The 14,470-nt window shown below is 46.0% G+C and carries 14 protein-coding genes; 8 read left to right on the top strand and 6 right to left on the bottom strand.

Going from position 1 to position 14,470, the window contains the following annotated elements; translation table 11 throughout:
* Positions 1–157: 157 nt before the first annotated feature.
* The 4 genes from OU814_RS09925 to OU814_RS09910 all read right to left on the bottom strand — a co-directional run bounded on the left by OU814_RS09925 (position 158) and on the right by OU814_RS09910 (position 4,575).
* Complete coding sequence (locus tag OU814_RS09925; protein WP_268182385.1) at positions 158–1,819, bottom strand: GAF domain-containing sensor histidine kinase; 1,662 nt, start codon at positions 1,817–1,819, stop codon at positions 158–160.
* 451 nt (positions 1,820–2,270) lie between these two features.
* Positions 2,271–2,945 carry a response regulator transcription factor gene (locus OU814_RS09920; protein WP_017285780.1) on the bottom strand — a complete coding sequence of 225 codons (675 nt, stop codon included), beginning with the start codon at positions 2,943–2,945 and terminating at the stop codon, positions 2,271–2,273.
* Positions 2,942–3,946: a sensor histidine kinase gene (locus tag OU814_RS09915; RefSeq protein ID WP_268182381.1), complete on the bottom strand. Its 1,005-nt coding sequence runs from the start codon at positions 3,944–3,946 to the stop codon at positions 2,942–2,944. The genes OU814_RS09920 and OU814_RS09915 overlap by 4 nt, the downstream gene beginning before the upstream one ends.
* 269 nt (positions 3,947–4,215) lie before the next feature.
* Positions 4,216–4,575 (bottom strand): hypothetical protein, encoded by a 360-nt coding sequence (locus OU814_RS09910; protein WP_268182379.1) that lies wholly within the window; start codon positions 4,573–4,575, stop codon positions 4,216–4,218.
* Between the two features lie 254 nt (positions 4,576–4,829).
* Between OU814_RS09910 and OU814_RS09905 the strand changes: the two genes are divergently transcribed.
* From OU814_RS09905 to OU814_RS09875, 7 genes are all read left to right on the top strand, one after another.
* Positions 4,830–5,222 carry a hypothetical protein gene (locus tag OU814_RS09905; protein WP_268182377.1) on the top strand — a complete coding sequence of 131 codons (393 nt, stop codon included), beginning with the start codon at positions 4,830–4,832 and terminating at the stop codon, positions 5,220–5,222.
* Positions 5,223–5,270: 48 nt separating this feature from the next.
* Positions 5,271–5,567 (top strand): hypothetical protein, encoded by a 297-nt coding sequence (locus OU814_RS09900; RefSeq protein ID WP_268182375.1) that lies wholly within the window; start codon positions 5,271–5,273, stop codon positions 5,565–5,567.
* 681 nt (positions 5,568–6,248) lie between these two features.
* Positions 6,249–7,523 carry a precorrin-3B synthase gene (cobG, locus tag OU814_RS09895; RefSeq protein WP_268182373.1) on the top strand — a complete coding sequence of 425 codons (1,275 nt, stop codon included), beginning with the start codon at positions 6,249–6,251 and terminating at the stop codon, positions 7,521–7,523.
* Positions 7,516–8,139 (top strand): precorrin-8X methylmutase, encoded by a 624-nt coding sequence (locus tag OU814_RS09890; RefSeq protein ID WP_268182371.1) that lies wholly within the window; start codon positions 7,516–7,518, stop codon positions 8,137–8,139. Before cobG ends, OU814_RS09890 begins: the two co-directional genes overlap by 8 nt.
* Before the next feature lie 3 nt (positions 8,140–8,142).
* The gene (locus tag OU814_RS09885; protein ID WP_017285772.1) at positions 8,143–8,838 is read left to right on the top strand and encodes a precorrin-2 C(20)-methyltransferase; all 696 of its coding nucleotides are present in this window, start codon (positions 8,143–8,145) and stop codon (positions 8,836–8,838) included.
* Positions 8,826–10,205, top strand: coding sequence for a precorrin-3B C(17)-methyltransferase (gene cobJ / locus OU814_RS09880; protein ID WP_268182368.1), 1,380 nt, complete (start codon positions 8,826–8,828; stop codon positions 10,203–10,205). Before OU814_RS09885 ends, cobJ begins: the two co-directional genes overlap by 13 nt.
* 71 nt (positions 10,206–10,276) lie before the next feature.
* On the top strand, positions 10,277–10,732 hold the full coding sequence (locus tag OU814_RS09875; RefSeq protein WP_190651008.1) for a hypothetical protein: 456 nt from the start codon (positions 10,277–10,279) through the stop codon (positions 10,730–10,732).
* 10 nt (positions 10,733–10,742) lie between these two features.
* Here OU814_RS09875 and OU814_RS09870 read toward each other — a convergent pair whose 3' ends face one another.
* The gene (locus OU814_RS09870) at positions 10,743–12,065 is read right to left on the bottom strand and encodes an SGNH/GDSL hydrolase family protein (protein WP_268182365.1); all 1,323 of its coding nucleotides are present in this window, start codon (positions 12,063–12,065) and stop codon (positions 10,743–10,745) included.
* A 659-nt stretch (positions 12,066–12,724) separates the two neighbouring features.
* Between OU814_RS09870 and OU814_RS09865 the strand changes: the two genes are divergently transcribed.
* Entirely contained in the window at positions 12,725–13,930 is a 1,206-nt protein-coding gene (locus tag OU814_RS09865) for a hypothetical protein (protein ID WP_268182363.1), read from the top strand.
* Positions 13,931–14,032: 102 nt separating this feature from the next.
* Here OU814_RS09865 and OU814_RS09860 read toward each other — a convergent pair whose 3' ends face one another.
* The gene (locus OU814_RS09860; RefSeq protein ID WP_268182360.1) at positions 14,033–14,470 is read right to left on the bottom strand and encodes a type II toxin-antitoxin system VapC family toxin; all 438 of its coding nucleotides are present in this window, start codon (positions 14,468–14,470) and stop codon (positions 14,033–14,035) included.

Below are 14,470 nucleotides of genomic sequence, written 5' to 3'. Positions count from 1 at the left end.
ACTTTCATGATTAAAGCTTTCTGGATGAATACACCCCTGATTATGATGGTTAGGTTGAGCAGCGAAATGATGAGCGCTTAAACAGTCCAGAACAAAATGCTGATATTTCACAGAGAAAGTTTTCAGGTCATTCTCAGCGAATTCTCATCTTGAGGATTTATGGTGTTAGAGGCAGCAATACTTGAACGATCGTTCCTGTTGTCGCAGAGGATTCGATACTCAATTCACCTTCATGAGCTTCGATGATCCGTTTGACGATCGCGAGTCCTAACCCAGTGCCCGCTGTTTTTGTCGTGAAGAAGGGTTTCGTTAAGTTGGGCAGACTCTCTGTAGGAATCGGTTGACCCTGATTTTGAATGTGAATGCAAGCTTGATGATTTCTAAGCGTATAGAGCTTAACCGTTACCGTCTCTCCGGTATTGCTGGCTTCATAGGCATTGATGATTAAGTTAATGAACACCTGTTTCAGCTTATCTTGATCCGCTAAAACTTGAATGGGTGCGGATGCGATGTCCACCTTTAGGTATTTCTCCGACGCAGCAGGAATGGTCTTGAGAGTATCAAGTGTTTCGGTGATCAATTGATCCAAAGCTAACTGCGATCGCTGTAAAGTTTGCGGTTTAGAATACAGCAAAATTTGGTTCAATAATCGCTGTAAACGGTCGGCTTCATCTAATGCAAGCGCAAGATATTCCTGAAACCGCCCTGTCAAATTCAGCCTTTTGAACGTATTTAGTCCCATTGAAATTGTCGTCAGCGGGTTTCGGACTTCATGCACAATCATCGCAGCTAGCTCACCAATTTCTGCGAGCCGTTCTAAAGCCTTCTCGGCTTGTTTACGATCGCTAATATCACGGGTTACGCCTACAATCAGCGGTTGTCCGTTTGTATCTTGAGTTAATCCGATATTTGCAGTGAGCCACCGCCAGCCACCTTGTTTATGAGGAGCACGATATTCTGTTCCAGATTGTTTCTGTCCGGTTGAAAGCAATTGTTCGATCTCGCCAATACAAGCTTGAATATCATCAGGATGGATGAACGATGTGATCAAGTTTCCTTCCATTTCCGAAGGCTGGAATCCTAACACATCAGCAACATTAGGAGAAACATAGGAAAATACATTGTCCGGCGTGATTGCAAAGATAATATCATTCGCATTCTCAACGATTGCTCGAAACTTTGCTTCTGCTTGTTTGAGTTCTGCTGTGCGCTGCTCAACCCGTTGTTCTAATTCAAGGTTAGCAGTTAATAACTCTGATTGGGCGGCGCGGAGTTCGAGTGTTCGTTTCATGACCTCCGCTTCTAACATTTCATTGAATTGTTGCTGCTGTTGGTAAAGCTGATAGTTATCGATCGCCGTTGCAGCTCGTTCAGCAAACAGTTCTGCTAGCTTCACTTCGTTTTCTGTAAAGCAACGGGGCTGCCGTTGGAAAGAGCAAATTGTCCCAATCACGTCACCGCTTGAGGTTCGTAAAGGCACTCCTAAATAAGCCTGATAGCCTTCTGGTGCCTGACCATAATCCTTACAGGTACTTGCATTCTCGACGACTAACGGAGCGCCCGTTTTTACAACTGTACCAGTCAAGCTACCATGCAGCGAATACACCTGATTTGCTGCTTCCCCTAGCTCGATCGTACTTGCCAGAATCCGCTCGCTATCCCCTTGGCAATAGGTCACAACCGACCAGTCTAACCCAATCAGTTCGCTAACTCCTTGCGCCACTTCATACAAATAGGAGCTGAGTTCGCCCGTTCGATAACTCAGGGAGGATAGAATTGCTAAGGTTCGCTGCTCCGGTCTCGAAGGAATCGTCATCATTGCTTCCGATACTCCTCAAGGAGCGATGTACATTATGATGCAATTAGTTTGATCAAGTCTGCAAGAAATGGGCGTCCTTCAACTTCTGATAAAGTATCCTAAAGTTCTTTTGATGGAGATTGCTGTTCTTTCAGCAAAAATTAACCTTTCTATTAGAACTGCATCATCTATGCAATGTGACTGAATTCAGGGATACAACCAAAATTCCTAGAACTCAGTTTTTTTGAAAAACTCTGAGTTCTCGCATTGTGTAGCCTTTGCCAACGTTAGTGTACGATCGAGGATTGTCCATAACTTGATCATTCAGCAGCAGCAGCAGCATGGCTGCTCGTAATATCCCAGTAGAGAAGTTTTAGCCCTGAAAGGACACTGTTCGATTAGCCTTTCAACTTGGGTGAGACAGCATCGCAATGCTCCGCTTTAACCCGTCCTGATGGAAATGCTGCTTGAATCAATCGCGTAGCGTATAGCCAACTCCCCGAACAGTATGAAGGAGTCTCGGCTCTTGTTCTTCTTCTAATTTCAGACGTAAATAGCGAATGTAAACTTCAATAATATTAGAATCGCCGATGAAGTTATATCCCCAAACATGCTCAAGAATCTGATCACGAGTAAACACCTGACGCGGATGCCGCAAAAGATACTCTAGTAAATCGAATTCCTTTGCAGTAAGAGAAATCGATCGAGTGCCGCGATATACCTCGCGAGTCTTCCGATTCAGGCGTAAGGTATTGAACTGTAAAATCTCTTCATCACCGTCTTGCACTCGACGCAAATGAGCGCGGACTCTTGCGAGCAGTTCCTCAATGCTAAACGGTTTCACCATGTAATCATCGGCTCCTGCATCCAGACCCGCAACGCGATCGCTTACCTCATCGCGTGCCGTTAACAGAATGACTGGAACTTTACTTCCGGTCGATCGCAATCGCCGACAGAGTTCTAAACCAGACAATCCTGGAAGCATCCAATCGAGAATCGCCAGATCGAGCGTCGCCTCGCGAGCAAGCATCAAGCCTGACATGCCATCATGCGCGACACTAACCGTATAGCCCTCACTAACCAGTTCTAGTTCGATAAAACGAGCAAGTTTAACTTCATCCTCAACTAATAGAATATGAGCACTCATGATCGGGTTCCTACTGCTGGAAGTGTTAATGTGAACGTACTGCCTTCACCGGGTTGAGATTCGACAGTAATATTGCCGCCCATCCGTTCTGCTAATGTTTTTGCGATCGTCAATCCTAAGCCAGTCCCACCAGTTGTTCGTGCCCGCGACGGATCAGTTCGGTAAAATGGCTCAAATACAAAGGCTTGTTGTGATGGGGAAATACCGCTTCCGCGATCGCGCACTTGAATAATCGCTGTGTTGCTTTCTTGGTGGAGTGTAATGATGATTGGAATATCTAAATTGGAATGTTTAATTGCATTGCTAATGAGGTGATCTAGAATTTGCATTAAATAGTCGCGATTTGTTTGGACTCGGATTGGCGTTGTGGATAATTTGGTTTCAATATTACAAGACTCAAACTGTTCGGTCATATTGACGACATCGTGAACAAAATCGTTTAAGATAACGACTTCTTCATGAATTGCGATATTAATACTTTCTATACGCGCAAGATCAATCAAGTCTTTTAAGATGAGCGTCATTCGCTCTGCTTCTGTGATTGCCATCGCAAGTGTTTCTTTTTGCGTATCTGTCAATGTTTGATTTTGTTTTTGACTCCGCTGGAGATAGCCGTAAATTAAACTCAATGGCGATCGCAGTTCATGAGCGACCGCATTCGTAAATTGTCGCTGTTGATCTTTAACCGTTGCTAGTTGAGTAACGATCTCATTCCAACGTTGCGCTAATCCTTTGATTTCGGTCGGTGCAGGGTATAAATTGAGCGGATAGGGATCTAGTCGATGAGTTGAAGAAGTTGTCCATTGATGGAAATGTCGTAGTGCTGAAAGCAATCGCCAAACTAATCCGAGCATGATCAACATCAGCACGCCAATAAAAATTAAGCTTAAGGTCGTTAACTGAGCAGCGAGCGTGAGAAATTTTGCAGTGGTTGCTGCATCAAACGAACTCATCGACAGAAAGTTTTGCACATCTCGACGACTGAGAAAAACGAAACTCACAGCAGCGATCGCAGAAAAGATCACGATACAGAAAAACAGCCGAAAATGGAGTGAGTTGGTATCGAGGTGATTCCATCTCAGTCTGAACCTTGTTCTTGAAAATCTACTCAAGCGACGCATGGAGATCACCTACTTTGACGCGGATAGCGTTCAAACTCAGTCTAGAATTATCAACGTCTAGAATTATCAACGTCTAGACTTATCAACTCATTGTAGACTAGCTGGAACTCAACGAAGAAGCCAAATCGTTTCGGCTTCTTCAGGGGCACTCAATGCAGGTTAAGGTCGCGCAACTGATTGTCTACGGCATTGAGATAACCGCGATCGTTCAATATAGAAGCTGGCAGATGATGAGTATTCACTGCGGCTTGCACAATGTCTTTAGCGCTAACTTTGCCAGTATTATGATCTTGAATCAGGCTGCCATAGCCATTGATGCTCTGAGACTTGAAATAGCCGCGATAAGCAAAATGTGCAAGATCAGCCGGAGATAATCTGACGGTGGTTTGAGTCGTGCCTAGATTGTTGCTCGCGATCTCTTGGTTGATGCGAGGCTGAGCACTTGCGGGAACAGTTGAAGCCGTGGAGACCAGCATGAGCGAGAATGCTGTCAATAAGAAGCGTTTCATCATCACTCTCCTGAAGCTAGTAAGTGTTTGATAACAACAAGCATGACAAACTAGCCTGAATGCGTTCTGATCAACCGCTGAGAATTGACTGAGAAACTGATCTTAGGCGCATCAGCATAGTTTTCTGAGAAAATGCTGAGTCTGGCATGAGTTTTCTACACGGTTAACTTCACAGAAGGTTTAGTTTCAGTTTAGGCTCCTCTCAACGAAGACCTGCATTCTGGAATTAACTGAACTCCTCAGGAATGAACTTCATGAAACTTACTTCTTTACTCACCACAACTTTCACCACGGCTGCTTTAGTTGGCATGGTCACAATTTGGGATGCTCCACTCAAAGCCGTCAATCCTCACCTCATGCAGGCATCAGCAGCTCAAGAAATGAAAGATAGTACAGGCTTAACCCCGTCGCAAAAGATCGCTAAAATTGTCCAGCATAAGGGACAGTTTGGGGGTGGCGATGAGTTACGACGCTACTTCTTTGGCGATTTAGAGCCAGTCTCCGTGCAGCCTGGTGGTGCAGGTATGGTGGTCAATCTCTACAACAAAGCCAACAATACTACATTTGCTTACTGTGCAACCTATGATGTGGTTGTGGCAGTTAAGTCGGGTCGTGTTACACAATTTGCATCTAGTGAAGTGAAGTAACGGGGCTGTTTCTTCTCGTACTTGGAAAGGCTTCATCAGTGAAGAGACATGATCACCAAAGCACCATCTTACTTCTTGAATCAAATTGTGATGAACTTCAGAAAGGGAACGAGATCGCATCAAAAAGTCCCAGGGCAACTGTACCTCTGGATGGCTATTTTGATTTTCGGTGCTTCAAGTGCGGTCACGCGCAAGCTCGCCGAAATTGGTGCTATCATTCTGCTCGGACTATTCTTCAGTCAAATTGGTATTCGTCACATCTGCCGACGGACAAAGTGCGATCGAACAATGCAGCAAGCCGAGCAAATGGGCATCGAAATGGATCTGGGCTTTAGAGGAGTATAATCCTTTAGCTTCTTTGAATATCAGTTTGGGCTTCCTAAATCTGAGTTATTTTCTCAACAAGCTGTCTGGCATGACCTTATCGTTATCGTTTGTGCGCGACTGATGCGCCACTGTCGAGAATGGAAGACGGTGTAGTCGAAACCGTATGGCAGTGGTGCAGAGGAAAAAATCGCGCAAGCCTTGATTGTGCCCACAACAGCAAGTTGGGTGTTGTTGTGGGCGTTGTGTGTATGATTAGAAACAGAATGCTCTGCCAGTGTCAGCATTTCGATGATGCGGCGAACATGGGCGTAGATGAATTTGAGCATTAAAAAAACATTTAGGGCAACTGAAGCCGAAACCGAACGCTGCTGAGATGCATTTGGACATAACGCGATCGCAGTACCATCGTTCGTCTATAGATCTAAAACATTACCGCCCCTGTCACGCTCATTCATGTTCTCAGTCATCCATGCCAAAAATTGAAGCTCAATGGATGATTTCGCGTTGAGAAAGATTTAGAGAAGTTTGAGAATCGAAATCTTGCGCAATCGAGTGTGATATGCTTCATTGGCTTGGATTGGGAAAATCCGGTGCAAATCCGGTACTGTGGCGCAGCTGTGATGATCATCAAATCGAGTCAGAATGCCAATTCCAAGTCAGTCTTCATTCAATTCTCTGCGAACCACGGAGAAGGAGCATATGAGTGAGTTAGTGAGTGCAAACCCCTGTCCAGGGCTATTTTATGAAACGCCTGCCCAAGATGGAATCTTGATGCGAATTCGAGTTCCAGGCGGGATTTTGACTGTAGCGCAGGCAAGTGCGATCGCTGAAATTACCGATCGCTGGAAGACTTCGACGATTCAAGTGACGAATCGTGCGAATCTTCAGTTTCGAGCGGTTTCATCGGCTCCAGAAATCTTTGAAATCTTGAAAAATATTGGGCTTGCGGCAAAAAATGCTCAGGTGGATCATCTGCGCAATGTGATGGCAAGCCCAACCGCAGGAATTGATCCAAGCGAATTAATCGATACGCGATCGCTCGTTCAAGACATTGATACTTACATTCAATCTACGCTAGAACTAGCAGGTCTGCCCCCAAAATTTAGTATTGGGATTGATGGCGGTGGGCAGGTGAGTATCGGAACGCGATCCGAACAAGCTTGGCAACATCGATACAATGAGATCCAACTTTCAGCGATATCATCGAATCAGCTTCAGTTAGCTTTTGCAGCAGATAAACAACTGTATGAAACTGGAATCGTGATTGATGTGGCGGAGTGTGTTTCTGCGATCGCAACTTTAGCCAAAGTTTATTTGAGCTATGTCCAACAATCTCAGCGTCCGAAAAAGCCAAGGATGAGAGATATGTTGAAAGATTGGGGGGTTCAAGGAATTCTCGATCGTGCAGGGTTTGCAACCTTCAGCACTGCAATTTCTTTAAAGTCTGGGATTGCTTCCCTTATCGGAGTTCATCCTCAAAAGCAAGCTGGATTGTTTTATATTGGGATTGCATTACCTTTGGGGCAACTCTCGATCGCGCAATTTCAACACCTCATCGAACTTGCTAAAACCTACGGTTCAGGCGAAATTCGACTAACACCGTGGCAATCGATCATTCTGCCAAATATTGCCGATCCATCTACCGTATTGCAAGAGCTATCTGGTTTCTCAATTGACCCGATTCAATCCTCGATCGTTGCCTGTGCTGGCAAGCCTGGATGTGCTTCTGCTGAGACACATACGCAAGCTGATGCTCATGCTTTGACTCAGTCCTTAAAGCATCCCATTAATATTCATATTACAGGCTGTCCAAAAGGTTGTGCTCAACCGAGTCCTGCTGATATCACCTTGCTTGGAACTAGGATGGAACAGTCCGAAGCTTACTATCTTTTTGCTGGAGAGGAACTGCTGACAGAACAGCCTGTGTCAGACCTCTCTACGATCGCTCAACTTATCAATGCTCGATATGATTGATTACATTCGCAACGGTGAGGATATTTACCGTAAATCATTTGCCATTATTCGGTCTGAAGCGAATCTCGAACGGTTGCCTGCGGATTTAGCTCATGTCACAGTGCGATTAATTCATGCTTGTGGAATGACTGATCTCGCGAATGATATTGAGGCTTCTCCGGATGCGGTTCAAGCAGGTCGTCAGGCGTTAGCCAATGGAGCCGCAATTTACTGCGATGCTCAAATGGTGGCAAATGGGGTGACTCGAAAACGTTTGCCAGTCGATAATCCTGTGATTTGTACCCTCAATGACCCAACTGTTCCAGAACTGGCGCAAAAGCTGAACAATACGCGATCGGCCGCTGCTTTAGATCTTTGGGACATGAGAGGAGCCGTGATTGCGATCGGGAATGCGCCGACTGCATTATTTAGATTGCTGGAATTGCTCGATGAAGGTGCACCAAAACCTGCGTTGATTTTAGGCTTTCCCGTTGGTTTTGTTGGAGCGGCAGAATCGAAAGCCGAACTTGCAGCCAACAGTCGGGGTGTTCCGTTTATTACCTTGCATGGACGGCGAGGAGGAAGCGCGATCGCAGCAGCGGCAGTCAATGCTTTAGCAAAACAAGAGGAGATATAACTTATGACGGGTCGGCTTTATGGAATTGGAATTGGTCCTGGAGATCCAGAACTGCTTACAATGAAAGCGTTTCGCGTTTTGCGATCGGCGCAAGTTGTGGCATATCCGCTCTCAGATAGTGCTTTGAAATTAGCGCGATCGATTGTGGCAGAGTACTTACACCCGGAACAAATCGAAGTTCCCATGTATTTCCCATTTAAGCTCGAAGAATCTGCACAGCCCTACTACGATAAAGCAGCAGAAACCCTTGCAGAACATCTTCAGCAAGGACGCGATGTCGTCGTTTTGTGTGAAGGTGATCCATTCTTCTATGGCTCATTCATGTATTTGTACAGTCGGTTGTCTGATCGGTTTCCTACCGAAGTGATTCCGGGTGTATCTTGTGTCATGGCAAGTCCAGCGATGTTAGGGACACCTTTGACCTATCGAAATGATGTGTTTATGGTTGTCTCGGCAATTATGTCGGCTGAAGACTTGAAAAAAAGCCTAGCAGTTGCAGATGCAGCCGCGATCATCAAACTGGGACGGCATTTTACAAAAGTTGTGACTGTTCTGAAAGAGTTGGGATTGTACGATCGAGCAAAATACATCGAGCGAGCAACAACTTCTCAACAGCGGATTGTTCCGATTAGTGAGCTTGATCCGGCAGAAGTTCCTTATTTCTCTATGATTGTGATTCCGAGCAAATGGCAACCTTAATTGCAGTCATCGTTTTAGGTCAGGCGAGTGTGCCGATCGCGCGTCAAATTGTCGATGCTCTACCCAATGCGACTTTGTATGGGCTAGAGCATCGCACGACAGGCGTCGATGTTTCCTTTACTCAATTTGGCGAAACCGTTCGAGAGCTATTTACCCAAGGAACTGCGATCGTCGGAATCTGTGCAGCGGGAATTTTAATTCGCACTATTGCTCCCTTGCTGTCAAATAAGTGGCAAGAGCCGCCCGTAATTGCAATGGCTGAAGATGGGAGCGCAGTCGTTCCATTACTCGGTGGATTGCAGGGCGTAAATGATCTCGCTCGCCAAATTGCAACTGTCGTAGAAGTCGTACCTGCGATTACAACCACTGGAGATATTCGATTTCGCACCGCATTGCTGTCTCCGCCTAATGGCTATCGGTTAGTGAATCCCGATGATGCAAAAACATTCCTCGCTGAGCTACTGGCAGGAGCGACGGTTAAAATTGAAGGCTCTGCGCCTTGGTTAGAAAAGAGCCAGTTACCGATCGCGGATGATGCAAAGCTCACGATCAAAATTACAACAGAAGCAGTTCAAGGCAGTTCAGAATGTTTGGTTTATCAATCTTCTAAGCGGCTTGCCATCATTGGAACAGGTCCCGGATCGGCTGAATGGATGTCCCCTCAGGTCAAAGCGGTACTTCGAAATTCAACCGATTGGATTGGCTACCAAACTTACTTGAACTTAGTTGAACCGCTGCGCACCTATCAAAATCTGCATGTGTTTGATAATCGCGAAGAGCTAGACCGGGCAGCATTAGCACTCGATCTTGCAGCACAGGGCAGATCTGTTGTAATGGTTTCTTCGGGTGATCCGGGAATCTATGCGATGGCAGCGGCAGTGTTTGAAGTGCTAGAACGCGATGCGAAGCCAGACTGGCAGACGATCGAGATTCAAGTGTGTCCAGGAATTTCTGCGATGCAAGCGGCTGCGGCTCAAGTGGGTGCGCCGTTAGGGCATGATTTCTGCGCGATTTCACTTTCGGATATTCTCAAGCCTTGGAACACGATCGCGGATCGAATTTGTGCTGCCGCGAAAGCAGATTTTGCGATCGCATTCTACAATCCGATTTCTAACACTCGCACTTGGCAGCTTGAAAAAGCAAAAGAACTGTTGTTGAATTATCGATCGCCCAATACTCCGGTCGTGCTGGCGCGCAATTTAGGAAGACCTGGACAGCAGACGCAAGTGAAAATGCTGAAAGATTTAGAGCCAACCGATGCAGATATGAGAACAGTCATTTTGATTGGATCAAGTCAGACCCGAATTTTCAATCAATCAGAAAGCAACGTTTGGGTCTATACGCCTCGTCACTATCGAAAAGATTAATTAAAAATTAAAAAAGTTTTCGCTTCCCCGGTATAGTAATGCTACTCAATATTTTCTCTGAGTCGATTCCTATGCCGCATCGTCGTGAAAACAAGTATCTCCGTCCACCTGTCGGTTATACGCCACCCACCGATCCGCATCAACAGGCAATTCGTCCGCCGATTGGCGGGGTCATCCCTTCTCATGATTTGATGGTGCCGCCTCCGATTGTAACGACTCCTCCTCCTGGCTATTTGAGCTATGAGATTAAGCCGCCGATCGGAGGAGTCGCGATTCAGCCATCTTATTTGCCGCCGATTGGCTCAGAACCTTCAACTTTGGTTCCAAGCGCGTCCGTTCAGCCGCCAATTGGGGCTGAACCGATTGAATGTTGTTCGTTTGCGCCCCCGATTGGCTCAGAACCTTCAACCCTGATTCCAAGCGCGCCCATTCAGCCCCCAACTGGCGCACATGCTGCAACGCTGATTCCGAGTTATCAAATTCAGCCCCCAATCGGGGGCGCACCGATGCCCTATCGAACTCCTTAGCGGATGAGGATTAGGAAGGCGGCACATCACCGCCTGCATAGGGTTTCGGCTGAACGTGCAGTTTGGGCGTGATCGTGTCAAAGAGACGATTCGCGATCGCGCGATTTGCAGTGTCTGTAAGATGAATGGCATCTTGGAAGACTTCACCCTGCGTTCCGTTCGCGATCTCAGTTAAATTCAGCGTCGATAGCTGAGGTGAGCCTTTTTTCACCTGCTCGATCGAGCCTTGAAGCTTGGTATAACCTGATTTGATCTGCTCTGGGTACTGCGACCCCAACTGCTCTAGAATCTCTTTTTCTCGTCCGGCAGGCTTTGCGCTGCGAATCGATACTTCAGGTTGAAGTCCCACAAATAAAGGAATTTTAGCAGCAGAAGTTAGACGTGCCACTTGTTGGAGATTTTGACGATAGCGATCGGTACGTCTTTCTAGCTCTTTGGAATCTGCCGTGAGGTGATCTTGAACAGATGTATCAAATGCGGGCGGAATCATTTGATGGAAGCTAGCTTGTGGGCGTAAGACCCAATATTGGAACCCCTTAACGAGATAGAACTGATCAAAAAAGTTACGGATTCCATTGCCTAAGCCTGCCATCAAATGCCGAGGCGCACTTTCTAACATCGCGTCTGTCCCAGGCATATCTGCGCCTTCTTGGGCACTCGGAACCAAAAGGTCAGCATAGCCATTCATCAGAACGATCGCATCGGGCTGATAAGGCAAAATTTCAAACGCCAGTTGGGCGAGTTCGTTCCCAGAAGCATAGCCGGGAACTGCGGCATTCACCACGCGGTAGCGGGCTTCTCGAATTCGGGGCGGGAGTTTTAGCGCTTTTTCTAGCTCATCTGCGAAGTAAGGCAGCGTATCCGGTCGAAATTTATTCGGACTCGCTTTCTGAGCCGCGACTTGTTGATTGAGTCGAGTTTCGAGTTGACCCGCGATCGTACTTTGATTGTTGGTGCTCAGTTGCCCAAACGCTGCTGACCCGCCCAAAATGAAGACTCGGACTTCATCTTTGGGTTTATCTAAGCTAATCGGCTGATCGGAGCGGAACCCTTGATCATTAATTTTCCAAGCCGAATTTTGCTGATTGCCGACTAAGCGGTAGCCCATGACAGGACTGCGTTTTGCTGCTAATTGCCCATGATCTGGCAACCCGTCAAAAGGTTGCCCTTTCGCATCTAAAAACTTCAAGCGGTAGGCTGTTAAATTCAGCGGTTCGCCTTCAAAGGCGTTCAACTCTGCGGTTTTGCCTGTAGCACTGACGACCAACCGCGTTAATAATTCCAGCCCCAGTAGAACTAGCGGAATGGAGAGTAAGATCCACCGCTTCGGCACCGCCTTCTTCTTTTGGTATAAAGAACGGCTAGACCAGGAGGACTTTCGGCTAGACCTAAAAAACATTCACAATTCCTCTTTACGATCGCGTTGGGGGTTACGAGAGTCCGTATATTACCCAGGGAGATGAAATTTGATCGAGCACCTAAAAAAGCCTCGCTGATGCGATGGGCTTCAGTCAAGTTTGTTCGATCGCACCCCTTAATATGTCAGTACTCGGTCACTCGAATCAAGCTCGTTTGCTAATCAGTACATTCTGGTTGATGTGGTTTCAAATCTTACTACTATCCGATGCAATTTGATGATTTATTTTAAATAAATTTGTTGGCATCTACTGCCCCGATTCGCTAAAACCTCGGCAACAAGAGCAATTCAGAACTAAGAAATATTCGAAAAAATAAAGAATTTTCAACGCGATCGTCATCTCTTTCCTCGTTGATTGCCCGTTGATTTTCTAAAAATGGGTTGATCGACGAGCACCGTTCATAGATTTGCTAGTAGTTCATCACAATAGATTGTGAGATTGTGATAAGGAGATAGCGAGCCATCTGAGCCTGGTTTCTCCCCACTCCCAACTCCCCACTTCCCTACGGCAAGATAATTGGGTACACAGGTGAAATGATCGGGAACGCTAGCGGTAAAGATCTAGAAGTCCCGCTATGGAAATTTCAAAATGTTACGAGGTGTTGGGATTAGAGTTGGGCGCATCGATGGAAGATGTTGACGCGGTTTATTCAGCGCGATTAATGCAAGCAATTCGGCAAGAGGCAAAAGAAGAAAAAGCGTTGCTGAAAGCTGCCTATGAACGAATTCAGGAACATATTTATCAGAGCGTCGAGACTGCCCAGACACGAGATCCCATTACTGAGTTATTGCATCGCTTGAATTTAGAACACTTTCAGGTTCGGATTCAGCAAGAAATACTGCAAATTTATATCAAAACAAATGGGAAAGCCGAGGTCGCTGATCGGTTATATCAGCACCTCACTCAATTGGAATTACCAGAAGAGATCAGCAAGATCGTGATTTATGGAATGCGAGCGTCGAAAGCTGTTCTTTGGAAAAAGCAATTTGATCTGAATGTAATTGAGAAAAATGATTTAGATCTGTATTCGTTTAAAAATCGCTATGTGTTGTTCTTAGCCTTTCCGATCGCAATGAGTTTTGCTGTTTTGCTGCATACGATCGGCTTTCACCGGGTATTCATCTTTTTGCAAATTTGGATCCATGAATTTGGACATGCCACGATCGCTTGGTTTTCAGGACGACGGGCACTGCCTTTGCCCTTTGGCTGGACAACTGTGATTCCTGAGCGATCGCTGTTTGTGTATTTTGGGGGATTGATCCTCTTAGGTTTGCTGTTTCGAGCAGGATGGCGGGAGAAAAAGCGATCGACGATGATTGTGGCGATTGTTTGTGCGGTGATTCAGTTTGGCATGACTTGGTTGTTGCCAGAAGACACCTTTGATATGTGGCTGTCTTTTGGAGGAGTGGGCGGAGAGTTTTATTTGAGTGCTTTGCTGATTGCTGGTTTTTACTTTCGGCTTCCCGATTACTTTCGATGGGATTTCTGGCGATATCCTGCAATGTTTTTGGGAGCAAATACGTTTTGGACAATTTTCTCGTTTTGGCGATCGGTAAAGCAGGGAACTGAATCGATTCCGTGGGGGTCGCTGATTGCTGGCGATTCAGTTGGCGATATGAATCAACTCAGTGAGGTTCATAACTGGAGCAATGCCCAAATTATCAATACTTATACGGGGTTGGGAAATCTCTGTTGGTTCGTCCTGTTGGGCTTGTACATTTTCTTTGTGATCAAACATCGACGTTGGATTTTGGAACGAATTGTGAGCAAGCCACTTTAGTCGTTATTCTGAGCTTACAAATTGAGCAGCGATCGTGCTAAGAGTACGATCGCTGTTTTTTCTGTTACGACTTGCTAGCTTTATTGAAGCAGGAAGAAAAGCTTAGCTTGGAACTTGTACCAATCGAGAAACTGATTCTCCCAATCGCGTAAAATCCTTAGCGTTCAGGGTTAGAAGCGTATCAACTTCGGCTTTCAAGGCAGCTTGAGCAATCAGCGCATCATAAACGCCTCCACCTGCACGTCCCATATTGACCATTTGAGCTATCGCAGCTTGATAATCCTCTATCGTCAATACGATCGCTTCAAATGAACTCAAAGTTTCTGTGATCAAGCGTTGTGCTTGTGCTGGACTAATCCGAGGACGAAGCGGCAAATTTGTCAAAGTCGAAAAGCACTTAGCGTAAGACCGAATCGCAATCACACCTTGAATTTCACCTGACTTAACCTGCTCTAACCAAGGAAGACATTCCGAATGGCGCGGATGCACAGGCACGATCGCTGCAATGACAACAGACGTATCAAATAAAACTCTTACCAA

The organism is Leptolyngbya sp. GGD (assembly GCF_026735145.1).
Lineage (GTDB): Bacteria > Cyanobacteriota > Cyanobacteriia > Leptolyngbyales > Leptolyngbyaceae > Leptolyngbya > Leptolyngbya boryana.
The sequence above is the reverse complement of the archived record's forward strand: the minus strand, read 5'-3'. Positions and strand labels throughout refer to the sequence as shown.